A 23,488-nucleotide genomic window follows, 5' to 3' on the forward strand; every position below is an offset into this window, starting at 1 on the left:
ATCCTGAGGGGATTTCCCCCGTCGGGCGGGAACGGTCGTGCCGGTATTGTCAGGCGTAGCTGCAATCGGCGTTGGAGCCAACACCCTGCATGAAATCGATGAGGAAGAGGGGATCGACTTTGATCAGAAATAAGCGCATCTCGCTGAGCTTGCTGACGAGTGCCATTATTGCGGCCTGGAGCCCGGTGGGCTGGGCCGCCGATCCGTTTGTGGTCAGGGATATCCGCGTGGAGGGCCTGCAGCGCGTGGAGCCGGGCACGGTCTTCGGCTACCTCCCCGTGCGCGTCGGCGAAACCTTCACCGACGACAAGGGCGCCGATGCCATCCGTGCGCTCTACAATACCGGCTTTTTCAAGGACGTGCAGATCCGCGCCGAGGACGGCGTGCTGGTCGTGCAGGTCGAGGAACGTCCGGCCATCTCGCAGCTCGAGTTCGTCGGCATCAAGGAATTCGACAAGGACACGCTGCGCCGCTCCCTGCGGGCCGTGGGCGTGGCCGAGGCGCGCTACTACGACAAGGCGCTGATCGACAAGGCCGAGCAGGAACTCAAGCGCCAGTACGTGGCGCGCGGCTACTATGCCGCCGAGGTCCAGACCACCGTGACGCCGGTGGACCGCAACCGCGTGTCCGTGGTGTTCAACGTGGAAGAAGGCCCGGTCGCCAAGATCCGCCAGATCAATATCGTCGGCAACAAGGCGTTCAAGGAAAGCACGCTGCGCGACGAAATGCAGCTTTCCACGCCGAACTGGCTGTCCTGGTACACCAAGAACGACCTGTACTCGAAGCAGAAGCTGACGGCGGACCTGGAAGCGCTGCGCTCGTATTACCTGAATCGCGGTTACCTGGAGTTCCAGATCGAGTCGACGCAGGTGTCGATCACGCCGGACAAGAAGGATATCTACCTGACCCTCAACATCAACGAGGGCGAGCAGTTCAAGGTGTCCGACGTGCGCCTGGCCGGCGAGCTGCTGGGCAAGCAGGACGAGATGCAGAAGCTGCTGCAGCTCAAGAAGGGCGACATCTTCTCGTCCGAGAAGCTGACGGCCAGCACCAAGGCCATCACCGACCTGCTCGGTACCTACGGCTACGCATTCACGACGATCAACCCGCAGCCGCAGATCGACAAGGAAAAGCGCGAAGTAGCTCTGACCCTGATGGTCGACCCGGGCCGCCGCGTCTATGTGCGCCGCGTGAACGTGGTGGGCAACAGCAAGACGCGCGACGAAGTGGTGCGCCGCGAAATGCGCCAGATGGAAAGCTCGTGGTTCGACAGCGAGAAGCTCCAGCAGTCGCAGGCCCGTATCAACCGTACCGGCTACTTCACCGACACCAACATCACGACCGAGGACGTGGCCGGCGCGCCCGACCAGGTGGACGTGAACGTCAACGTGACCGAGAAGCCGACCGGCCAGATCAGCCTGGGCCTGGGTTTCTCGTCGACCGACAAGCTCGTGCTGCAGGCCGGCCTGCGCCAGGACAACGTGTTCGGCTCCGGTACCAGCCTGGGCCTCGACGTGAACACGGCCAAGTCGTTCCGGACGATCGCGCTGACGCAGTACGACCCATACTTCACGGTGGACGGCATCAGCCGCTCGACCGACATCTACTACCGCACGTCGCGCCCGCTGTACTACACCGGTGACCAGGACTACAAGATCGTCTCGGCCGGCGGTGGCTTCAAGTTCGGCGTGCCGTTCTCGGAAAACGATACCGTCTTCTTCGGCATCGGCTACGAGCGCACGCAGGTTCACACGTCGGTCAACACGCCCAGCCAGTACACGGCCTGGCTGCAGAAGATCGGCAAGAACAGCGGCGACCCGATCAACAACTTCCCGTTCACGATCGGCTGGGCGCGGGACCGCCGCGACAGCGCGCTGATCCCGACCAAGGGCCCGTACACCCAGGCCAACCTGGAAGTGGGCGTGCCGGGCGGCGACACCCAGTACTACCGCGCCAGCTTCCAGCAGCAGTACTTCTACCCGCTGTCCAAGGCGTTTACGCTGGCCTTCAACGGCGAGGTGGCGTACGGTCACGGCTACGGCGACACGCCGTTCCCGGTGTTCAAGTACTTCTACGCCGGTGGTATCGGCTCGGTCCGTGGCTACCAGACCAGCACGCTCGGGCCGAAGGACCAGAACGGCAACCCGGTGGGTGGTGCCTCGAAGCTGATCGGTAACGTGGAATTCGTGTTCCCGCTGCCGGGCTCGGGCGTCGACCGCACGCTGCGCCTGTTCACGTTCTTCGACTTCGGTAACGTGTACCAGGAAGGCGCGCCGATCACGTTCAGCGACCTCAAGTATTCGACCGGTTTCGGTATGTCGTGGCTGTCGCCGATCGGCCCGCTGAAGGTCAGCATGGGCTTCCCGCTGAAGAAGGACGATACCGATCGCGTGCAGCGATTCCAGTTCCAGATCGGTACTGCATTCTGATCCCCACGAAGGATTCTGTTTTATGAAACGCCACACCCCACTGATCAAATCCCTGAGCGCGGCCGCGCTGGCCGCGGCGGCCCTTTGCGCGGCAGCCCCGGCGATGGCTCAGGAGGCGCGCATCGCCGCGGTGAATTCGGAACGTATCCTGCGCGACTCGCAGCCCGCCAAGGCCGCCCAGGTCAAGCTCGAGCAGGAGTTCTCCAAGCGCGACCGCGAACTGCAGGACATGGCCCAGAAGATCAAGGGCATGGCCGACAAGCTCGACAAGGACACGGCCGTGCTGGCCGACGCCGACCGCCAGCGCCGCCAGCGCGAGGTGGCCGACCTGGACCGCGAATTCCAGCGCAAGCAGCGTGAGTTCCGCGAAGACCTGAACCAGCGCCGCAACGAGGAACTGGCCCAGGTGCTGGAGCGCGCCAACCGCGTGATCCGCCAGCTGGCCGAGCAGCGCAAGTACGACCTGATCGTGCAGGAAGCGGTCTACGTCAATCCGCGTATCGACATCACCGACGACGTGATGAAGGCGCTGAACGCCGGTTCGGGCAAGTAAGCGGCGGCCGTCTGACGACCGTCTACGCTTTTTTCAAGGAAGTACCGCCATGCAGACACCCACACTGGGTCAGCTCGCCACCGAGAACGGCGCGCAGGTTGTGGGTGATCCCGACCTGCCCGTGGGCGGCCTGGCGCCGCTAGATCAGGCTGGCCCCGGCGACCTGTCGTTTCTCTCCAATCCGCTCTACCTGGCCCAGGCCGTGGCGTCGAAGGCCGGCGCGATAATCGTGTCGCAGGCCGACCTGGAGCGCATCCGCGCCGACGGGCAGGCCGATGGCCGCAACTGGCTGGTCGCGCGCAATCCTTACGTCTGCTTTGCCCGCGTGGCGCAGCGCTTCGACCGCGCCGCCAATGCCGATCCGCGTGTCGGCATCGACGCACGTGCGACGGTGTCGCCCGATGCCACGGTCCCGGCTTCGTGCTACATCGGCCCGAACGTCGTGATCGAGGCCGGTGCGCGGCTGGGCGAGCGGGTGCGCGTGCTGGCAAATGCCTTTATCGGCGCAGGCGCGGAGATTGGCGAAGATACGCTCATTTACGCGAACGTTTCTGTCTATCATCGTTGCGTGGTGGGTGCGCGCAACATCCTGCACAGCGGGGCGGTGATTGGCGCCGACGGCTTTGGCTTTGCGCCCGACATCGGGCCGGCCGGCGTGGCGTACGTCAAGATCCCGCAGGTGGGACGCGCGGTGCTGGGCGACGACGTGGAAATCGGCGCCAATACGTGCGTGGATCGCGGGGCGATGGCCGATACCGTGATCGAGGAAGGCTGCAAGATCGACAACCAGGTACAGATCGCCCACAACGTGCACGTGGGCGCTCATACCGTGATCGCCGGCACGGCGGCCGTGTCGGGCAGCACCAGGATCGGACGGTTCTGCGTGATCGGCGGCGCGGCGAACTTTTCAGGGCATCTGACGATTGCCGACCGGACCACGGTGTCCGGCGGCACGTCGATTACCAAATCGATTACAAAACCCGGTGGCCATTTCACCAGCGTGTTCCCGTTCACGTCGCATGGCGAGTGGGAGCGCAATGCGGCAATCGTGCGCGGGCTGTCGAAGCTGCGCGAGCGCGTCGTGCAGCTCGAGCGCCGGCTGCGCGGCGACGCCAGCGGGTCCCATGGCAACAAACAAGACGAAGAGAAATCATCATGACAGCCTCCGATATCGACATCCGCAAGATCCTGAAGCTGCTGCCGCATCGGTACCCGATCCTGCTGGTCGACCGCGTGCTGGAGTTCGAGCCGCAGAAGCGGATCAAGACCCTGAAGAACGTGACGATCAACGAGCCGTACTTCATGGGCCATTTCCCGGAACAACCGGTGATGCCGGGTGTCATGATCCTGGAGGCGCTGGCGCAGTCGGCCGGCCTGCTGACCTTTGGCGCCGACATGGAGCGCAAGGAAGGCGCGCTGTACTACTTCGTCGGCATCGACGGCGCCCGCTTCAAGCGCGTGGTGTACCCCGGTGACCAGTTGCACCTGAATGTGACCGTGGAACGCTACATCCGCGGTATCTGGAAGTTCAAGGCCAGCGCCACCGTGGACGGCGAGGTGGCTTGCGAGGCCGAGCTGATGTGCACGGTCAAGCAGGCCGAAGGCTGAGCTTCCGATACTGAGCAGAACTGAACGCACAGGACAGGACGAATGACGCAAATCCATCCCACCGCACTGGTCGATCCGAAGGCCGAGCTTGCCGCCGACGTGGAAGTCGGCCCGTTCTCGATCGTCGGCCCGAACGTCCGGATCGGCAGCGGCACGCGGATCGGCTCGCACACGACCGTTGAGGGTTACACCACGATCGGCGCGGGTAACCGTATCGGCCCCTATGCCTCCGTGGGTGGCGTGCCGCAGGACATGAAGTACGCCAACGAGCCCACCCGGCTGGAGATTGGCGACCGCAACACGATTCGCGAATTCACGACGATCCACACCGGCACGGTGCAGGACCGCGGCGTGACGAGCCTGGGCAACGACAACTGGATCATGGCGTACGTGCACATCGCGCACGACTGCCAGGTGGGCAACCACACGGTGTTCTCCAGCAACGCGCAGATCGCCGGCCACGTCGAGGTCGGTGACTGGGCGATCCTGGGCGGCATGAGCGGCGTGCACCAGTTCGTGCGCATCGGCGCGCATGCCATGCTGGGCGGCGCGTCGGCGCTGGTGCAGGACGTGCCGCCGTTCGTGATCGCGGCCAGCGACAAGAGCGGCAACAAGGCCACGCCGCACGGCATCAACGTGGAAGGGCTGCGCCGCCGTGGCTTTGACGCGGGCCAGATCGCCGCGCTGCGCCAGGCGTACAAGCTGCTGTACAAGTCGGACCTGAGCTTCGATGACGCCCAGCGCGAGATTGCCGCGCTGCTGGGCCAGTCGGACGCCACGACCGCGGCGCCGCTGCAGTCGTTCGTCGATTTTCTTGCCGCCACTCAGCGCGGCATCGTGCGCTAAAGCCGGCCGCAGATGGTCGAGGCAGCCATGCAGGCCGCGCTTCCCGCCGAAGCGCCGGCCCACGTGAACAAGCGCGGCACGATCGCCATGGTTGCCGGCGAGGCATCGGGCGATTTGCTGGCGTCTTTGTTGCTGGAGGGCCTGCACGCGCGGCTGGGCGATTTGGTGGACTACGCCGGCATCGGCGGCCGTCGCATGATGGCCCAGGGATTCGTCTCGCACTGGCCGATGGAGACGCTGTCGGTCAACGGCTATGTCGAGGTGCTCGGCTCGCTGCGGGAAATCCTGGCGACGCGCCGCGCCATCCGCGACCGACTGCTGGCGCATCCGCCGCTCTGTTTCATCGGCGTGGATGCGCCCGATTTCAATTTCGGGCTGGAGGTGCCGCTGCGGCGCGCCGGGATTCCGGTCGTGCACTTTGTCAGCCCGTCGATCTGGGCGTGGCGCGGCGGCCGGATCCGCACGATTGCCCGCGCCGTCGACCACATCCTCTGCCTGTTTCCGTTCGAGCCCGAGATCTACGCCAAGGCGGGCATTCCCGCCACGTACGTTGGCCACCCGCTGGCCGACGTGATTCCGATGGTGCCCGACGTGGCTGGCGCCCGCCGGGCGCTGGGGCTGCCCGACGGCAAGCGGATCGTCGCGGTGCTGCCGGGGAGCCGGCAGTCCGAGGTGCGCAATCTCGGCGCCACGTTCTTCGAGGCCATGGCGCGCATGCAGCGCATGGACGGCAACCTGGCCTTCGTGCTGCCGGCCGCCAACGCGGCGCTGCATGCCATCGTCGAGGCGTTGCACGCCCAGCATCCCGAGATCGACCTGACGATTGTGGACGGTCAATCGCATCTGGCGATGGAGTCGGCCGACGTCGTGCTGCTGGCCAGCGGCACGGCCACGCTGGAGGCGGCGCTGTACAAGAAGCCGATGGTGATTTCGTACAAGGTGCCCTGGCTGACCGCGCAGATCATGAAGCGGCAGGGCTACCTGCCGTACGTGGGGCTGCCTAATATTCTGTCAGGGCGCTTTGTCGTGCCCGAGTTGCTGCAGGACGATGCCACGCCCGAGGCGCTGGCGCGCGAAACGCTGCTGCAACTGAACGACGAAGGCAATATCGCCTTCCTGCGCGAACACTTCACGACCATGCACGAGACGTTGAAGCGCGACACGGCCCGGCTGGCGTCGGGCGTGGTGGCGGACCTGATGCACAGCCGGGGAGTTGCCTGATGCCGCGCGCCAAGGCCGCCCAGGCCGCCGACGCCGGCCAGCTCGGGCTCGAACTGACCCAGACCGTCGCCGTCGTCCGCTACCTCTGCGGCGTGGACGAGGCCGGACGCGGTCCGCTGGCCGGCCCCGTGTACGCGGCGGCCGTCGTGCTGAACCCGGAACGGCAGATTCGCGGCCTGGCCGATTCGAAGATCCTGTCGGCGGACAAGCGCGAGGTGCTGTTCGACCGCATCTGCGAGCGGGCGCTGGGCTGGCACATCGCCTTTGCCACGGTCGAGGAAATCGACCAGATCAACATCCTCCACGCCTCGATGCTGGCGATGCAGCGTGCCGTGCAGGGGCTGGCGGCCAGTGGCGTGATACCGGACCTCGTGCAGGTCGACGGCAACCGTTGTCCGCAGGTGTCGTATCCGGTGGAAGCCATCGTCAAGGGCGATGCCAAGGTGCGCGCCATCTCGGCGGCGTCGATCCTGGCCAAGGTCGCGCGCGACCGCAACCTCGTGGAACTGCACGCGGAATACCCGGAGTACGGCTTCGATTCGCATTTCGGCTATCCCACGCCGCAGCATTTCGCCGCGCTGGAGCGCCACGGCCCGACGCCGCATCACCGCCGGTCGTTCGCGCCCGTGCGCGTGGCGCTGGAGCGGCTGAGCGGCCTGGCGCCGGAAGCGCCGCCTTTCTAAGCTTTTTTCGACGTTCCTAAGACGTCTCCTACGATGACCACGCCTTGAAGCACGTCACTTCGCGCGACAACGCGCTGTTCAAGCATTTGAAGGCCCTGACGGGCTCGACCCATCAGCGCCGCAAGGCGGGCCAGTCCGTGCTCGATGGCGTGCACCTGGCGCAAGCCTATCTTGCCGCGCTGGGCCAGCCCGCGTCGTGCGTGGTGGGCGAGCGCCATTACGACCATCCCGAAGTCCTGGCGCTGCGCGACCAGGTGGAGTCCGAGCGCGTGGTCGTGCTGGCGGACGCGCTGTTCAGCCAGATCAGCAACGTGGCCAATGGCGTGGACCTGCTGTTCGTCATCGACACCCCTTGCGGCCACCTGCCGGCCACGATCGACACCGACTGCGTGATCCTGGACGGCGTGCAGGACGCCGGCAACGTCGGCTCGATCCTGCGCAGCGCGGCAGCGGCCGGCATTCCGCATGCGTTCCTGACCACGGGCTGCGCGTTCGCGTGGTCGGTCAAGACGCTGCGGGCGGGCATGGGCGCGAACTTCCACCTGAACATCGTCGAACACTGCACGATGGACATGCTGGCGCCGCGCCTGGCGGTGCCGCTGCTGGCCACGTCCTCGCACGCCGATGCGGCCGTGTTCGATACCGATCTGCGGCAGCCGGTGGGCTGGGTGGTGGGGAACGAAGGGGCGGGCGTCGGGCCCGAATGGATGGCGCGCGTGGCGCGCACGGTCGGCATCCCGCAGCCGGGCGGCCTGGAGTCGCTGAACGTGGCCGCCGCCACCGCCGTCTGCATGTTCGAGGCGGTGCGGCAGCGGCGGTCGGGTCAGTAGTTGTCCCGGTCGACCTTGATTTCCTGAAGGATCGTCGTCGCGATCTCCTCGATCGACTTGTGGGTCGACGACAGCCACTTGATGCCCTCGCGGCGCATCATCGCCTCGGCTTCGTTGACCTCGTAGCGGCAGTTCTCGATGGCGGCATACTTGCTGCCCGGCCGCCGCTCGTTGCGGATCTCGGTCAGCCGCTGCGGGTCGATCGACAACCCGAAAATCTTCTGCTTGAACGCATAGAGCGCCGTGGGCAGCCGGCCCCGCTCGAAATCGTCCGGAATCAGCGGATAGTTGGCCGCCTTGAGCCCGTACTGCATGGCCAGATAGAGGCTGGTCGGAGTCTTGCCGCTGCGCGACACGCCCACCAGGATCACATCGGCTTCTTCCAGGTTCTTATGTGACTGACCGTCATCATGGGCCAGCGAGAAATTGATCGCCTCGATCCGGTTCTTGTACGCTTCGGTGTCGGCGTTCTGGTGGAAGCGGCCAATCGCATGCGTCGATTTCAGGCCAAGTTCTTTCTCCAGCGGCTCGATGAAAGTCTGAAACATATCCAGAATCATCGCCTTGGCGCGGCGAATCGCCTTGTTCGACTCCGGATTGACCAGCGTGGTGAACACGATGGGCGGCACGCCCTCGTTGTAGAACGCTTCGTTGATCTTGCTGACGGCCACGTGCGCCTTGTCCGGCGTATCGACGAACGGCATCCGCACCTTGCGGAAGCGCATCTCGAACTGGGCCAGAATCGAATGGCTGAACGTCTCGGCCGTGATGCCGGTGCCGTCCGAGACGATAAAGACCGTGCGGACGGCGGGGCGATCCGCGGCCACCGGGTTGGCGGCGGGTGACGGAGCAGGCTGGGAAGGCGTGGCCGGCGCCGGTTGCGAGGCGTCTGGCGCGTCGGGCAGGGACATATCTGAACGATAAAATGGAGCAGCCGCTGAGCGAAAGTGCGGTGCGGCACGGTAGAATAGCGGCGATCTTTTGGCTAAGCAATTCCGCCAACGCCGGCCAGACAACGATTCGGGGTCGGATTGTCGACAATGTGCGGTGCAGCATCGGCAAATGCCGAATCGCAGTCGGAATTGCTCAGCCAAGCGATCCGCCGGGGCCAGAACACCAAGAAGATGCCGGTCGGTGCAAAAGATTTCTTACTTTGTTTTGAGGCTTTTATGACCAACCAGGTAGATAACGGCGCCTACGTGCTGCCGTTCGAAGAACTGCGCATGCAGGACGTGGAGACCGTCGGCGGCAAGAATTCGTCGCTTGGCGAGATGATCTCGCAACTGGCCGGCGCCGGCGTGCGCGTGCCGGGCGGCTTTGCCACCACGGCCCTCGCGTTCCGCGACTTCCTCGAACACAACAACCTGACCGCCCGGATCTCCGAGCGCCTGAAGACGCTCAACGTCGACGACGTCAAGGCCCTGGCCGAAGCCGGCGCCGAGATCCGCAACTGGGTGGCCACCGCCCCGTTCCAGCCCCGCCTGGAAGCCGAAATCCGCGACCACTACGCCCGTGTCTCCGCCCGCGAAGGCGCCGAGGCATCGTTCGCGGTGCGCTCGTCGGCCACGGCCGAAGACCTGCCCGACGCCTCGTTCGCCGGCCAGCAGGAGTCGTACCTCAACGTCAGCGGCATCGACGATATCCTCGACAAGATCAAGCACGTCTTCGCGTCGCTCTACAACGACCGCGCGATCTCGTACCGCGTGCACAAGGGCTTTGCGCACGACGTGGTGGCGCTGTCGGCCGGCGTGCAGCGCATGGTCCGTTCGGACCTGGCCGCGTCGGGCGTGATGTTCACGATTGATACGGAATCGGGCTTCCCGGACGTGGTCTTCATCACGTCGAGCTACGGCCTGGGCGAGACGGTGGTGCAGGGCGCCGTGAACCCGGACGAGTTCTACGTCTTCAAGCCGACGCTGGAAGCCGGCAAGTACCCGGTCATCCGCCGTTCGATCGGCTCGAAGCTGATCAAGATGGAATTCACGAAGCCGGGCGAAGCCGGCCGCGTCAAGACCGTGGACGTTCCGCCCGAGCTGCGCAACCGCTACTCGATCACCGACGAGGATGTCAGCGAGCTGGCGCGCTACGCGATGATCATCGAGAAGCACTATGGCCGCCCGATGGACATCGAGTGGGGCAAGGACGGCAAGGACGGCAAGATCTACATCCTCCAGGCTCGCCCGGAGACCGTGAAGAGCCAGTCGGCCGGCAAGGCCGAGCAGCGCTTCAAGCTCAAGGGCACCTCGGCCGTGCTGACCAGCGGCCGCGCCATTGGCCAGAAGATCGGCACGGGCCCGGTCCGCGTGATCAACGATCCGTCGGAAATGGAACGCGTGCAGCCGGGCGACGTGCTGGTGGCCGACATGACCGACCCGAACTGGGAACCGGTGATGAAGCGCGCCGCGGCCATCGTCACCAACCGTGGCGGCCGTACCTGCCACGCGGCGATCATCGCGCGTGAACTGGGCGTGCCGGCCGTGGTCGGCTGCGGCGACGCCACCGACGTGCTGAAGGACGGCACGCTGGTGACGGTGTCGTGCGCCGAGGGCGACGAAGGCCGCATCTACGACGGCCTGCTGGAGACGGAAGTCACCGAGGTCACGCGCGGCGAGATGCCCGAGATCGAGACCAAGATCATGATGAACGTGGGCAACCCGCAGCTCGCGTTCGACTTCGCGCAGATCCCGAACCACGGCGTCGGCCTGGCCCGCCTGGAATTCATCATCAACAACAACATCGGCGTCCACCCGAAGGCGATCCTGGACTACCCGCAGGTCGACTCCGACCTGAAGAAGGCCGTGGAATCGGTGGCCCGTGGCCACGCCAGCCCGCGCGCGTTCTACGTCGACAAGCTGGCCGAGGGCATCGCCACGATCGGCGCGGCGTTCTACCCGAAGCCCGTGATCGTGCGCCTGTCGGACTTCAAGTCGAACGAGTACAAGAAGCTGATCGGCGGTTCGCGCTACGAGCCGGACGAGGAAAACCCGATGCTGGGCTTCCGCGGCGCGTCGCGCTACATCGCCGACGACTTTGCCGAGGCGTTCGAGATGGAATGCAAGGCCATGAAGCGCGTGCGCGACGAAATGGGCCTGACCAACGTCGAGATCATGGTGCCGTTCGTGCGCACGCTGGGCCAGGCCGAGCGTGTGATCGAACTGCTGGCCAAGCACGGCCTGAAGCGCGGCGAGAACGGCCTGCGCATCATCATGATGTGCGAAGTGCCTTCCAACGCCATCCTGGCCGAGGAATTCCTGCAGTTCTTCGACGGTTTCTCGATCGGCTCGAACGACCTGACGCAGCTCACGCTGGGCCTGGACCGCGACTCGGGCATGGAACTGCTGGCCAAGGACTTCGACGAGCGCGACCCGGCCGTGCGCTTCATGCTGCAGCGTGCCATCTCCACGGCGCTGCGCCTGGACAAGTACGTCGGCATCTGCGGCCAGGGTCCTTCGGATCATCCGGATTTCGCGGCATGGCTGGCGAAGGAAGGCATCAAGTCGATCTCGCTGAATCCTGATTCTGTCGTGGAAACCTGGCAACAACTGGCTTCCTAAGGCATTTCGCGTCACAATAGCGACGTCCATACAAGCGGTGCCCGGCCTCAATGGCTGGCGCGCCGTGTGACACCGGCCCTGCGGCCAGGTGTTCCAACTGCCCCCGCAGGCGCCTCAGGCGTTTGGCGGGGGTTTTGTTTTTGGGGATCGGGATGACGTCGTACTTTTTTTGGTTTGCCGCGGCCGTGGTGCTGGTGATTGCCGAGATGGCCACCGGCACGTTCTACCTGCTGATGGTGGCCTGTGGCGTGGTGGCCGGCGGCCTGGCCGCCCTGTTTGGCGCGGAAGTGCCCATGCAGACCGTGACGGCCGCGCTGGTGGCGATCGTCGCCATCGCAGCGCTCCGGCGCACGCGCTACGGCAGGCTGCGCCGCAAGGACGCCGCGACCGACCCCGACGTGATCCTCGATATCGGGCAGGAGCTGGAAGTGCCTGCCTGGGATGCCTCGCGGCGCGCCCGCGTGCCGTACCGGGGCGCGGACTGGACGGTCGAGCTGGCGCCGGGCAACGAACCCGCGCCCGGCCGCTACCGAATCGTCGAGGTCCGGGGCGCCACGCTGATCGTGTCGCCGCGTTAGCCCGGCCCACGTTTTCCCTTTGCTTTTCCATGACCTTTGACGGGAGTCGTACATGCTCGCCTATCAGCTCGGTTTGTTTCCGCTGATCCTGCTCATCGCCGCGATCGTTCTGATCGCGAAGGCCATCAAGATCGTGCCGCAGCAGCACGCCTGGGTGCTCGAACGGCTGGGCCGCTACCACGCCACGCTGACGCCCGGCCTGTCGATCGTCGTGCCGTTCATCGACCGCGTGGCCTACAAGCACGTGCTCAAGGAAATCCCGCTCGACGTGCCGAGCCAGGTCTGTATCACCAAGGACAACACGCAGCTTCAGGTGGACGGCGTGCTGTACTTCCAGGTGACCGATCCGATGAAGGCGTCGTACGGGTCGAGCAATTTCGTGGTGGCCATCACGCAGTTGTCGCAGACCACGCTGCGGTCGGTGATCGGCAAGCTGGAGCTGGACAAGACGTTCGAGGAGCGCGAGTACATCAACCATAGCGTGGTCAACGCGCTGGACGAGGCCGCGGCCAACTGGGGCGTCAAGGTGCTGCGCTACGAGATCAAGGACCTGACGCCGCCGAAGGAAATCCTGCACGCGATGCAGGCGCAGATCACGGCCGAGCGCGAGAAGCGGGCGCTGATCGCGGCGTCCGAAGGCAAGCGGCAGGAGCAGATCAACCTGGCGTCGGGCGCCCGGGAGGCCGCCATCCAGAAGTCCGAGGGCGAGAAGCAGGCGGCCATCAACACCGCCCAGGGCGAGGCGGCCGCCATCCTGGCCGTGGCCGACGCGAACGCGCAGGCAATCGAGAAGATCGGCCATGCGATTCGCGGCGAGGGCGGGGCGGAAGCGGTCAACCTCAAGGTGGCCGAGGAATACGTGGCGGCGTTTGCCAACCTGGCCAAGCAGGGCAACACGCTGATCGTGCCGGGCAACCTGGGCGACATGAGTTCGATGATCGCCACCGCGCTGCAGATCGTGAAGGGTCAGAAGGTGGACCGCGTGCTCTGAGCGCGGCCTTGCGGGAGTGCCCAAGAAAAACGGAGGCCGAAGCCTCCGTTTTGTCATTCCTTGCCGTCGCTTTTCATCAGGCGGGCTTTTTCGCGCTGCCAGTCGCGATTCTTCTCGGTCTCGCGCTTGTCGAACTGCTTCTTGCCCTTGGCCAGGCCGATCTCGCATTTGACGCGGCCGCGCGTGTAATGCAGGTTCAGCGGCACCAGCGTGTAGCCGCGCTGTTCGACCTTGCCAATCAGCTTCTTGATCTCGTCGGCCTTGAGCAGCAGCTTGCGCGTGCGCACGGGGTCTGGCTTGACGTGGGTGGACGCGCTCTGCAGCGGGCTGATATGGGCGCCGATCAGGAACATCTCGGCGTCGCGCACCACCACGTAGCCTTCCTTGATCTGCACGCGGTTGGCCCGGATGGCCTTGACCTCCCAGCCTTCCAGCACGATCCCGGCCTCGTAGCGCTCTTCGATGAAGTAGTCGAAAAAGGCCTTCTTGTTGTCAGCGATCGTCATGCGGGAGGTGGTTTCCTAGCGTAAGGTTAGGCGCCGCCGGGCAGGGCGGCGGTTGCGCTGCGGCGCGGCAAGTGGCGGCGCCGGGGTGCGGCAGCGTGCCGGGTTGGCGGCTGTCGGCTAAAATCACGATTTTAGCAAACCGCTCCGGCCCGGCCCAGCCCCGGGGCCACCGCAACCCGACTACATGGCAGACGTCCATAAATCCGTACTGCTCGGTTTTTCGGCCGAACAGATGTACGACCTGGTCACGCGCGTGGAGGACTATCCCAAGTTCCTGCCATGGTGCGGCGGCGTGGAGGTCTTCGAGCAGACCGAAACCCTGCTCGATGCCAAGATCCATATCCATTTCAGCGGCATCAAGCAGTATTTCCGCACCCGCAACACCCAGGAACGCCCCACACGCATCGATATGACGTTCGCGGACGGACCGTTCAAGACCTTCAACGGGTCCTGGCGGTTCACCCCGCTGCGCGCCGATGCCTGCAAGATCGAATTCCACCTGCACTATGAGTTTTCCAGCGTGCTGCTGGAAAAGATCATCGGCCCGGCGTTCAGCGTGATTGCCAACACGTTCGTCGATGCCTTCGTGAAACGGGCCGAGGTGGTCTATGCCAGCAAGCCCTGACGCGCCCGGCACGGTGCATGTGGCCGTCTGCTACGCGCGGCCCGACGCCGTGTTCCTGAAGTCGCTGGACGTACCGGCCGGCACCACGCTGCTGGGCGCCATCCAGGCCAGCGGACTGACCGAGGCGCACCGCGAGGTCGATCCGACCACGCTGCGCGTGGGTATCTACGGCAAGCTCAAGACGCTCGATACGGTGGTGCGGGAGGGCGACCGGGTGGAGGTGTACCGCGCCCTGACTGCCGACCCGAAGACGGCGCGCCGCAAGCGCGTGCAGAAGACCCGGGCCTCCGGCGAGCGCGAGGGCCAGAAATGGCTGCGCGGCGGCGGCGGGCAGGGCGCCTGACGGCCCCGCCCGGCCATCGGATGAGCGGCTCAGCCGCTCAGCGGATCAGCTCGTGCAGTGCTGGTTGATCGAATCGTTGGTCCGGGCCAGTTCGGCGGCGCGTTCGTCGTCATTGAGCCGCACCGGCGCGCCATCGGCGCCCGACCGCGACACGCGCACGCCGGCGCTCAGGCCCGTGGCGTAGTTGCGCATCTGCTGGCACCGCTCGTCGCGGGCCAGTTGCTCCCGCTCCTTCGTGGCGGCCTCCACATCGGCCTTCAGCCGTGCATCGCGCCGCTCGCGGAACGCCTCGTCGGCGTCGGTGGGCTTGTCGGTCTTGGCCTTGGCGCTCACCGTCTGCATGCGCGGCCCGCCGGCCTTGGCCTCGCCCTTGGCATCGGCAACCCGGGCCGGCTCGGCTTCCACCGGCCGATAGGTGCCCACCGCGCGCCCCGGCGCGGCCAGGATGGCGCGCTCCGGCACAGAAGGCGGCGGGGCGACATCGCTGTAGACCGTGCGCCCGTTGGCGTCCTTCCATTGCCATTGCGAGAAGGCGGTGCCGGGAAGGGCCAGGCTGGCGGCCAGCAGCAGGTACGGCGCGGACGATCGTTTCATGGCGATGGCGTGGGCAGAGTCGGGCAGGTCGGAGCGCAGGGACATCCAGCATCAGACGCCAGTGGGGTTGACTTTCGGAGTGACCCCTGCGGCATTGCCCGCTAGTCTACTGAGACTTGTCCGCCGCGTGCAAGCGGACGGACCATGCCACGCCGGCCATCAGCAACACAATTGCGGCGATTTCGAGCGGCCGGGGCCAGCGGTGGTCGAACACAAAGCCATATGCCAGCGCGAACAGCGTCTCGAAAACGATCATCTGGCCCGACAGCGTCAGCGGCAGCCGGCGGCTGGAAATGTTCCAGAGGTTGTTGCCAATAAGCGACGCGCCGAGCGCCACGGCCGCGTTGACCGTCCAGAACCATTGCCAGTCGCGGCCGCTGCCGGGCGCCGACAGCGCGTCGCCGACCGCCAGCCAGCCGGCCCCCGCCAGCACCAGCGATACCAGTCCGGTCGACAGCCCGTACAGAGCCGACCACTCGTTGCCGCTGAAGTGCGGATGGCGCTGCAGGTAGCGCGCGTTGTCCACCGCGTAGAGCGTCCAGCTCACCAGCGCGCCGGCCGCGCAGAGCACGCCGACGATCTTCTGCCAGACCGTGCGCACCGCGCCGTCCGCCGCGGCGGCGCCATGCGCGGCACCGCCGCCGCCGAACAGGTCGACGTTGATGCACGCGATGCCGGCCGCCACCACCAGCAGTGGCAGCGCCAGCCGGGCCAGCGGCACGGCGCCGTGGTCGCGGCGCCCCATCAGCGTGACCGAGATCGGCAGGATGCCGATGATCAGCGACGTCGGCCCCACGCCGGCCAGTTGCACGCCGAACGCCAGGAACACGTAGTAGAGCAGGTTGCCCGTGAACGCCTGGCGCAGCAGCGCCACGCAATCGCCGCGCGTGAGCTTGCGCGCGATCCGCCGCATCAGCGGCACCGACGCGACCAGCGCCACCAGCCCGTACGCCAGGTAGCGCCCGAGCGCCAGTTCCCACGGCGAAAACGCCGGCAGCAGCTTGGGTGCGATGAAGACCATGCCCCAGAACGCGCCCGCCAGCAGGCCGCACAACACGCCGATTCCCATGGTCTCCAGAGCCTTGCCCGAAAAGGAGGCCGAGAATAGCAAACCGGATGCGAGAAGGCATCAGCAAATCCTGCATTCCTGTATAATCTGCTTTTGCGCCTAGAGGATTCGCTATGCGTCTTGTCCAGAAAGCACTCACATTCGATGACGTGCTGCTCGTCCCGGCCTATTCGGCCGTCCTGCCCCGGGATGTTTCCCTCCGCACCAAGCTGACCCGTTCGATCGACCTGAATATCCCGCTGCTGTCCGCCGCCATGGACACGGTGACGGAAGCCCGCCTAGCCATCGCCATGGCACAGGCCGGCGGTATCGGTATCGTCCACAAGAACCTGAAGCCTGCCGACCAGGCCCGCGAAGTGGCGCGCGTGAAGCGCTACGAGTCGGGCGTGCTGCGTGATCCGATCACCATTTCGCCGGACATGAAGGTCCGCGATGTGATCGCGCTGTCGCAGCAGCATGGCATTTCGGGTTTTCCGGTGCTGGAAGGCAAGACCGTAGTCGGCATCATCACCAACCGCGACCTGCGTTTCGAGGAAGAACTCGACGCACCGGTGCGCGCCAAGATGACTCCGCGCGACAAGCTGGTGACCGTGGCCGAAGGCGCGCCGCTGGACGAAGCCAAGCGCCTGATGAACCGCCATCGCCTGGAGCGTGTGCTGGTGGTCAACAGCGCGTTCGAGCTGCGCGGCCTGATCACCGTCAAGGACATCCAGAAGGCCGTGGACAACCCGCTGGCCAGCAAGGACGCCCACGGCCAACTGCGCGTAGGCGCCGCGGTCGGTGTGGGTCCGGATAATGACGAGCGCGTGGAACTGCTGGTCAAGGCCGGCGTGGACGTGATCGTCGTCGACACGGCGCACGGCCACAGCCAGGGCGTGCTGGACCGCGTGCGCTGGGTCAAGCAGAACTTCCCGCAGGTGGACGTGATCGGCGGCAACATCGCCACCGGCGCGGCCGCGCTGGCGCTGGTCGAGCACGGCGCCGACGGCGTCAAGGTGGGCATCGGCCCCGGTTCGATCTGCACCACGCGGATCGTGGCCGGCGTGGGCGTGCCGCAGATCACCGCCGTGTCGAACGTGGCCGAGGCGCTGAACGGCACCGGCGTGCCGCTGATCGCCGATGGCGGCATCCGCTACTCGGGCGACGTGGCCAAGGCCCTGGCGGCCGGCGCGCACACCGTGATGATGGGCGGCATGTTCTCGGGCACCGAGGAAGCGCCCGGCGAGGTGTTCCTGTTCCAGGGCCGCTCGTTCAAGAGCTACCGCGGCATGGGTTCGGTCGGAGCGATGAAAGATGGCGCGGCCGACCGCTACTTCCAGGAAGACAACACCGCCAACGTCGACAAGCTCGTGCCGGAAGGCATCGAGGGCCGCGTGGCTTACAAGGGCCCGGTGCAGGCGATCATCCACCAGTTGACCGGTGGCATCCGCGCGTCGATGGGCTACTGCGGCGCGAGCTCGATCCCGCAATGGCACGAGACCGCCGAGTTCGTCCAGATCACCGCTGCGGGCATGCGCGAATCGCATGTCCACGACGTGCAGATCACCAAGGAAGCCCCGAACTACCATATCGACTGATTGCGACATGGTCGGTACCACGGCCGCGCCGGTTCCGTTTCGTGACGGGGCGGCGCGGCCGCGTCGTAACAAGGAGCGCCCATGAAGGTTTTGCTGCGAGCCGTGCTGTTCTTCGATGCCTTGCTCGATCTGCTGCTTGGCCTGCTGCTCGTGATGTCGCCGTTCACCACGCTGTACGCCGCGCTGCAGCTGCCGGTGCCCGAGCCGGCCCTGTTCGGCCAGTTGCTGGGCGTGGTCACGCTCGGCATGTCCTGGCTGCTGTTCTCCGCCACGTTCAATGGGCAGATGACGGTGCCCGTGGCGCGCGTCGCCGGCCTCGTCAACCTGGCCAGCGCCTTGCTGGTCGCCGCCTGGACGCTGTTCCTGGACATGCCCGTGCAGCCGGCCGGCAAGGTCTGGCTGCTGACGCTGGCGGCCATGCTGATGTTCTTCGCGATTGTCCAGTTGCCGTCGGCCAAGAAGGTGCGGCTGCGCGAACGCGCGCTAGCTGACCAGGCAAAGGCTGACCGCGCCGGGCGCGAGACCGGTGTCTACTATCCGAATCCCGTAACTGACGTAAGCGACGTGACCGACGTTGCCGACAGCGGCGTCGGCCGCCCGGTACACCCGGCCACGAAGTCCCCCGCATCCCCCGAATACCGGCGCGAGCCGGTCATCACGCCGCCCCCGGGCTATGGCCCGGGCACCGAGGTGATGCCCGAACCCGATCCGGACGCACTGCCCAATGCCCATCATGCACGACAAAATCCTCATTCTTGATTTCGGTTCGCAAGTCACGCAGCTCATCGCCCGCCGCGTGCGCGAAGCGCACGTCTACTGCGAGATCCATCCGAACGACGTCACCGACGAGTTCGTCCGCGACTTCGCGCCGAAGGGCATCATCCTGTCCGGCAGCCACGCCAGCACCTACGAGGACCACCAGTTGCGCGCGCCGCAGGCCGTGTGGGACCTGGGCGTGCCCGTGCTGGGCATCTGCTACGGCATGCAGACCATGGCCGTGCAACTGGGCGGCAAGGTGGAGTGGAGCGATTCGCGCGAATTCGGCTACGCCGAGGTGCGCGCCCACGGCCACACGAACCTGCTCAAGGACATCGAGGACTTCGCCACGCCGGAAGGCCACGGCATGCTCAAGGTCTGGATGAGCCACGGCGACAAGGTCACCGCGCTGCCGGACGGCTTCAAGCTGATGGCGTCCACGCCGAGCTGCCCGATCGCTGGCATGGCCGACGAGGCGCGCGGCTACTACGGCGTGCAGTTCCACCCCGAAGTCACGCACACGGCCAAGGGCCGCGAGATGCTGGAGCGCTTTGTCCTGCAGATCTGCGGCACGCGCGCGGACTGGGTGATGCGCGACCACATCGCCGAAGCAGTGCAGAAGATCCGCGAGCAGGTGGGCGACGAGGAGGTGATTCTGGGCCTGTCCGGCGGCGTCGATTCGTCGGTGGCGGCCGCGCTGATCCACCGCGCCATCGGCGACCAGCTCACCTGCGTGTTTGTCGACCACGGCCTGCTGCGCCAGGACGAAGGCAAGATGGTGATGGAGATGTTCGCGGGCCGCCTGCACGCGAAGGTCGTCCACATCGACGCGTCCGAGCAGTTCCTGGGCCACCTGGCCGGCGTGACCGACCCCGAGCAGAAGCGCAAGATCATCGGCCGCGAGTTCGTCGAAGTGTTCCAGGCCGAGGCCCGAAAGCTCAGCAATGCCAAGTGGCTGGCGCAGGGCACGATCTACCCGGACGTGGTGGAATCGGGCGGCACCAAGACCAAGAAGGCGACCACGATCAAGAGCCACCACAACGTGGGCGGCCTGCCGGAGACGCTGGGCCTGAAGCTGCTGGAGCCGCTGCGCGACCTGTTCAAGGACGAAGTGCGCGAACTGGGCGTGGCACTGGGCCTGCCGCCCGAGATGGTCTATCGCCACCCGTTCCCGGGCCCGGGCCTGGGCGTGCGGATCCTGGGCGAGGTCAAGCGCGACTACGCCGACCTGCTGCGTCGTGCGGACGCCATCTTCATCGAGGAACTGCGCAAGACCGTGGCCACCGAGCAGGACGCCGCCGCGGGCCTGTGCGAGCCGCACCACGTCGGCAAGAGCTGGTACGACCTGACCAGCCAGGCGTTCGCGGTATTCCTGCCGGTCAAGTCGGTCGGCGTGATGGGCGATGGCCGCACGTACGACTACGTGGTGGCGCTGCGCGCGGTGCAGACCACGGACTTCATGACCGCTCACTGGGCGCACCTGCCGTACGCGCTGCTGGGCCGCTGCTCGAACCGCATCATCAATGAAGTGCGCGGCCTGAACCGCGTGGTCTACGACGTCTCGGGCAAGCCGCCGGCGACGATCGAATGGGAGTGATCTCCCCGATGACCCCTCCGGGCGCGGCCATCCGCGCCTGAACCGGGCGGTGGCGCCGCGTCCGCGTCGCCCCGTCCGTCTTCCCTCAGACAGCCGCCGGATGTGCCTCGCGCGGCGCCACTTCCAGCCGGTTGCCACCCAGCGCCTTGGCGCGGTAGAGCGCCCGGTCCGCCTGCGCCAGCGCGTCGCCCAGGGTTGGCGCCGGGCCATCGAACTGCGCCAGCCCGATGCTGACCGTGGCCGGGATGCCGACATTGCCGGTCGGGGCCGAGACGTTCTCGGCGAACCGTTTCGCCACGGCCTCGCCCAGCGCCTGCGCGCGGCGCGCGTCGTCGCCCGACAGCAGGGCGGCGAATTCCTCCCCGCCGATGCGCGCCAGCAGCGTGTCCGCGCCCACCACCTCGCGCGCGATGGCCGCGAACGACTTCAGCACCTCGTCGCCCGCGTGATGGCCGTAGCGGTCGTTGATCGCCTTGAACTGGTCGAGGTCGAAGGCCAGCACGGCCACGGGCCCCCGGGCGCCGGCGCCGCCGAGAATGCGGTGGCCCTGCTCGAAGAACCAGCGGCGGTTGCCCAGGCGCGTCAGGTAGTCGGTCAGCGATTCCTGCAGCAGCTGGCCGTGATTTTCCTCGCGGATCATTTTCAGGATGGTCATCGGCAGGATCACCGAATACAGCACGCCTTCGTACATCGTCACCTTGCTGGCGGCGGCCTGCAGTGCCGGCCCGTAGGCCGACACCAGCCACGGCAGCAGGAAGGCGCGACCCAGGTACAGCACGGCGTGGATGCCGGTCACGGCCACGACGATATGCCGCGCGAAGAACGGCTTCATGGCGTCGCAGCGCAGCATCTCGCGCGCGGTCATCGCGCTGACGGCGGCGATGGGGAAGGCGCTGATGTGGTTCCAGACCAGATCCATCCACCGGGCGCCGGATACGACCCATATGCCCGCCATGCCGACGAGCACCACCACCGCGCTGACGCGATAGCGCCGCCCGCTCAAGGCGGCAATGCCGTTGAGGACCAGCAGGTAACCGGACAGGATGACGAGATTGCAAAGTGCCGAACCGAGCGCACCGGGCAGGGTGCGGCGGAACAGCACGCCGGCGCAGCCGATGGCGATCGTCGCAAACCCGGCGGCGAGCACGCGCAGCGCCCGGCTGTGGCGGGGATTGGCGCGATGCTCCCAGAACATCATGCCCGCGCTGGCCAGCAGGGTGCCTATCGCCAGAAGATAAAGGGTGAGGAGATCGACGTACATCCAGATGTAAAGACATTGCGCCAGCGCGTTGCGCCGGCACCCGGAATTCTACGTTGGAATTACGGCTGTCCGTGGATGGTTCCGAAGTTCTCCGTGGCTTGCCTGTTGCGGGAAAACGCCGCGCGGCCGGCCCTTGCGGGCCGACGTGCCGCCGGCATTACACGGTCACGGGCGGGGCAGGCGCGCCGGGGCGCGCGGAATCGTCAGCATGATCGAGATGGCAGCCACCACGACCATCGACAGGTTGAACAGCAGCGCCAGGATCGCGGCGGCCCGTACGGCCACCTGTTCCTGCGAGCCCTGGAAGTCGATCAGGCCGCTCAGCACCGACGCCCCCTCGGGGTGAACGCGCACCGCCGTGAAGATGGCAGCCGAGATCGCCACGCCAAACGCGCCGCCCAGCGACGACGCCATCTTGTAGATGCCGGCCCCGGCGCCCGCCTGCTGCTCGGGCAGGGCGGACAGCGCCGCATCGGTCGACGGCGTCGCGTAGAACGCCAGCCCGATGCCCTGCAGCGCAAAACCGATCATCGCGGCGATCTTGTAGTCCTCAAGCGTCAGGTGCGTCATCCCCAGGCAGATCACCGACGCCCCGGTCAGCACGCAGCCCCACAGCATCGGCTTGCGCGCGCCAAACCGCTGCAGCAGCTTCTCGCCCACGCGGATGAACGCGATGATGGTCACCGCGAACCCGATCGTCAGCATGCCGGCCTGCCGGGCGGTCAGGCTGCCGCCCAGTTGCACGAGCTGCATGACCACGATCAGCGTGCCGGCCACGCCGTTGAGCATGAAGTTGGAGATCGTGGCGCCGGTGTAGATGCGGCTGCGGAACAGACGGAAGTCGATGAACGGGTCGGCCGTGCGGCGCTCGTGGCGCAGGAAGACCGCGCCGAACACCACCGCCAGCGCCGCCAGCAGCAGCGTGTTGAGGCTGGACCAGCCAAACCGGGCGCCCTGCGTGACCACCACCTGCAGCGCGATCATCGCCACCATGAAGGTCAGGATGCCCAGCCGGTCGATCCCGGCGTCGCGCCGGCTCTCGGCGCGCGTCTCGGGCGTGCCGCGGATCATCATCAGCCCGGCCACGGCCGCCGCCACCGAGATGAAGAAGATGGCGCGCCAGCCGAACTGGGCCGAAACCACTCCGCCGAAGATCGAGCACAGCCCCGATCCGCCCCAGGAGCCGATCGACCAGATGCTGATCGCGCGCTGGCGTGCCGCGCCTTGCCAGTACGTCTTGATCAGCGCCAGGCTCGACGGCATGATGCACGCCGCCGACAGCCCCTGCAGCGCGCGGCCGGCCAGCAGCGCGGGTGCGGCCAGCGTGCCGGCCGGGGCCAGCGCCACCAGCAGCGATCCCGCGATGCTCAGGCAGAAGCCGAGTTGCAGGATCCGGTAGCGGCCGATGCGGTCGGCAATGCCGCCCATGAACACGATGAAGATGCCCGAGAACAGTGCCGTGATGGCCACGGCGATGTTCATCGTCGTGGGCGCCAGGCCCAGCTCCTCGCCCATGTCGGGCGCGATGTTGAGCGTGGTCTGGGCGAACAGCCAGAACGTCAGCACCCCCAGGACGATGCCAAACAGCACCCGGTCGTTGCCGGCGAAGTGTGGCGGTTGCGCTTGCGCTGGCCTGGGCGGTGTGTCGATGCCGCGACCGCCCGCGGTATTACCCGTGACGTGGTTCATGACTGTCCTCTGGTTGTGATGGGTGCGATGCTCGGTCCATCGTATTTCCGGGGATAAGTGACAGTCTTGACGCGGATCACGGGGTGCGGTGCGGCATCGTCGTCTGCTGGAAAAGGGGGCCGGCGGCGCGGAGTCTTGACGCAGGCCATGGCAGACCGGCGCGGGCGTGGCCACGATG

General features: G+C 66.4%; 22 protein-coding genes. 16 read left to right on the forward strand and 6 right to left on the reverse strand.

Going from position 1 to position 23,488, the window contains the following annotated elements; all coding sequences use genetic code 11:
- Positions 1-119: 119 nt before the first annotated feature.
- From bamA to EHF44_RS13225, 8 genes are read left to right on the forward strand one after another with little or no spacing between them, the layout of a single operon-like run.
- Positions 120-2,429, forward strand: coding sequence for an outer membrane protein assembly factor BamA (gene bamA / locus EHF44_RS13190; protein ID WP_124684155.1), 2,310 nt, complete (start codon positions 120-122; stop codon positions 2,427-2,429).
- A 22-nt stretch (positions 2,430-2,451) separates the two neighbouring features.
- Positions 2,452-2,982 carry an OmpH family outer membrane protein gene (locus EHF44_RS13195; RefSeq protein WP_124684156.1) on the forward strand — a complete coding sequence of 177 codons (531 nt, stop codon included), beginning with the start codon at positions 2,452-2,454 and terminating at the stop codon, positions 2,980-2,982.
- A gap of 49 nt (positions 2,983-3,031) precedes the next feature.
- Positions 3,032-4,141 (forward strand): UDP-3-O-(3-hydroxymyristoyl)glucosamine N-acyltransferase, encoded by a 1,110-nt coding sequence (lpxD, locus tag EHF44_RS13200; RefSeq protein ID WP_124684157.1) that lies wholly within the window; start codon positions 3,032-3,034, stop codon positions 4,139-4,141.
- A complete protein-coding gene (fabZ, locus tag EHF44_RS13205; RefSeq protein WP_019447440.1) occupies positions 4,138-4,590 on the forward strand; it encodes a 3-hydroxyacyl-ACP dehydratase FabZ in 453 nt (150 codons plus the stop codon). The genes lpxD and fabZ overlap by 4 nt, the downstream gene beginning before the upstream one ends.
- Positions 4,591-4,632: 42 nt before the next feature.
- Positions 4,633-5,436 carry an acyl-ACP--UDP-N-acetylglucosamine O-acyltransferase gene (lpxA, locus tag EHF44_RS13210; protein WP_124684158.1) on the forward strand — a complete coding sequence of 268 codons (804 nt, stop codon included), beginning with the start codon at positions 4,633-4,635 and terminating at the stop codon, positions 5,434-5,436.
- A gap of 12 nt (positions 5,437-5,448) precedes the next feature.
- Positions 5,449-6,657 carry a lipid-A-disaccharide synthase gene (gene lpxB, locus EHF44_RS13215; RefSeq protein WP_124684159.1) on the forward strand — a complete coding sequence of 403 codons (1,209 nt, stop codon included), beginning with the start codon at positions 5,449-5,451 and terminating at the stop codon, positions 6,655-6,657.
- Complete coding sequence (rnhB, locus tag EHF44_RS13220; protein ID WP_124684160.1) at positions 6,657-7,340, forward strand: ribonuclease HII; 684 nt, start codon at positions 6,657-6,659, stop codon at positions 7,338-7,340. The genes lpxB and rnhB overlap by 1 nt, the downstream gene beginning before the upstream one ends.
- Before the next feature lie 44 nt (positions 7,341-7,384).
- On the forward strand, positions 7,385-8,170 hold the full coding sequence (locus EHF44_RS13225; RefSeq protein WP_124684161.1) for a TrmH family RNA methyltransferase: 786 nt from the start codon (positions 7,385-7,387) through the stop codon (positions 8,168-8,170).
- Here the strand turns inward: EHF44_RS13225 and ppsR are convergent.
- Positions 8,164-9,081 (reverse strand): posphoenolpyruvate synthetase regulatory kinase/phosphorylase PpsR, encoded by a 918-nt coding sequence (gene ppsR / locus EHF44_RS13230; RefSeq protein ID WP_124684162.1) that lies wholly within the window; start codon positions 9,079-9,081, stop codon positions 8,164-8,166. The genes EHF44_RS13225 and ppsR overlap by 7 nt on opposite strands.
- A 258-nt stretch (positions 9,082-9,339) precedes the next feature.
- Between ppsR and ppsA the strand changes: the two genes are divergently transcribed.
- The 3 genes from ppsA to EHF44_RS13245 all read left to right on the forward strand — a co-directional run bounded on the left by ppsA (position 9,340) and on the right by EHF44_RS13245 (position 13,293).
- Complete coding sequence (ppsA, locus tag EHF44_RS13235; protein ID WP_124684163.1) at positions 9,340-11,724, forward strand: phosphoenolpyruvate synthase; 2,385 nt, start codon at positions 9,340-9,342, stop codon at positions 11,722-11,724.
- Positions 11,725-11,876: 152 nt separating this feature from the next.
- Entirely contained in the window at positions 11,877-12,302 is a 426-nt protein-coding gene (locus EHF44_RS13240; RefSeq protein WP_124684164.1) for an NfeD family protein, read from the forward strand.
- 52 nt (positions 12,303-12,354) lie between these two features.
- Positions 12,355-13,293 (forward strand): SPFH domain-containing protein, encoded by a 939-nt coding sequence (locus tag EHF44_RS13245; protein WP_124684165.1) that lies wholly within the window; start codon positions 12,355-12,357, stop codon positions 13,291-13,293.
- Between the two features lie 53 nt (positions 13,294-13,346).
- On the opposite strand, the gene smpB is transcribed toward EHF44_RS13245, so the two are convergent.
- Positions 13,347-13,799, reverse strand: a complete 453-nt coding sequence (gene smpB / locus EHF44_RS13250) for an SsrA-binding protein SmpB (RefSeq protein ID WP_124684166.1) — start codon at positions 13,797-13,799, stop codon at positions 13,347-13,349.
- A 184-nt stretch (positions 13,800-13,983) separates the two neighbouring features.
- On the opposite strand from smpB, the gene EHF44_RS13255 reads away from it, so the two are divergent.
- Both EHF44_RS13255 and EHF44_RS13260 read left to right on the forward strand, forming a co-directional pair.
- Positions 13,984-14,424, forward strand: a complete 441-nt coding sequence (locus EHF44_RS13255) for a type II toxin-antitoxin system RatA family toxin (protein WP_124684167.1) — start codon at positions 13,984-13,986, stop codon at positions 14,422-14,424.
- Positions 14,408-14,767 carry an RnfH family protein gene (locus EHF44_RS13260; RefSeq protein WP_124684168.1) on the forward strand — a complete coding sequence of 120 codons (360 nt, stop codon included), beginning with the start codon at positions 14,408-14,410 and terminating at the stop codon, positions 14,765-14,767. Before EHF44_RS13255 ends, EHF44_RS13260 begins: the two co-directional genes overlap by 17 nt.
- Positions 14,768-14,812: 45 nt before the next feature.
- Here EHF44_RS13260 and EHF44_RS13265 read toward each other — a convergent pair whose 3' ends face one another.
- Together EHF44_RS13265 and EHF44_RS13270 are read right to left on the reverse strand one after the other, a co-directional pair.
- Entirely contained in the window at positions 14,813-15,361 is a 549-nt protein-coding gene (locus EHF44_RS13265) for a DUF4124 domain-containing protein (RefSeq protein ID WP_124684169.1), read from the reverse strand.
- Positions 15,362-15,467: 106 nt separating this feature from the next.
- The gene (locus tag EHF44_RS13270) at positions 15,468-16,430 is read right to left on the reverse strand and encodes a DMT family transporter (protein WP_124684170.1); all 963 of its coding nucleotides are present in this window, start codon (positions 16,428-16,430) and stop codon (positions 15,468-15,470) included.
- Positions 16,431-16,543: 113 nt separating this feature from the next.
- Here EHF44_RS13270 and guaB point away from each other — a divergent pair, with 113 nt between their 5' ends.
- The 3 genes from guaB (at position 16,544) to guaA (ending at position 20,360) form a co-directional block, all read left to right on the forward strand.
- Positions 16,544-18,007 carry an IMP dehydrogenase gene (gene guaB / locus EHF44_RS13275; protein WP_124684171.1) on the forward strand — a complete coding sequence of 488 codons (1,464 nt, stop codon included), beginning with the start codon at positions 16,544-16,546 and terminating at the stop codon, positions 18,005-18,007.
- A gap of 81 nt (positions 18,008-18,088) precedes the next feature.
- On the forward strand, positions 18,089-18,766 hold the full coding sequence (locus EHF44_RS13280; protein WP_124684172.1) for a hypothetical protein: 678 nt from the start codon (positions 18,089-18,091) through the stop codon (positions 18,764-18,766).
- Positions 18,741-20,360, forward strand: coding sequence for a glutamine-hydrolyzing GMP synthase (guaA, locus tag EHF44_RS13285; protein WP_124684173.1), 1,620 nt, complete (start codon positions 18,741-18,743; stop codon positions 20,358-20,360). The genes EHF44_RS13280 and guaA overlap by 26 nt, the downstream gene beginning before the upstream one ends.
- Before the next feature lie 85 nt (positions 20,361-20,445).
- Here the strand turns inward: guaA and EHF44_RS13290 are convergent, their stop codons facing one another.
- Complete coding sequence (locus tag EHF44_RS13290; protein ID WP_124684174.1) at positions 20,446-21,621, reverse strand: GGDEF domain-containing protein; 1,176 nt, start codon at positions 21,619-21,621, stop codon at positions 20,446-20,448.
- Between the two features lie 165 nt (positions 21,622-21,786).
- Positions 21,787-23,310, reverse strand: coding sequence for an MFS transporter (locus EHF44_RS13295; protein ID WP_124684175.1), 1,524 nt, complete (start codon positions 23,308-23,310; stop codon positions 21,787-21,789).
- Positions 23,311-23,488: the final 178 nt, after the last annotated feature.

The sequence above is a fragment of the Cupriavidus pauculus genome, assembly GCF_003854935.1.
GTDB lineage: Bacteria > Pseudomonadota > Gammaproteobacteria > Burkholderiales > Burkholderiaceae > Cupriavidus > Cupriavidus pauculus_C.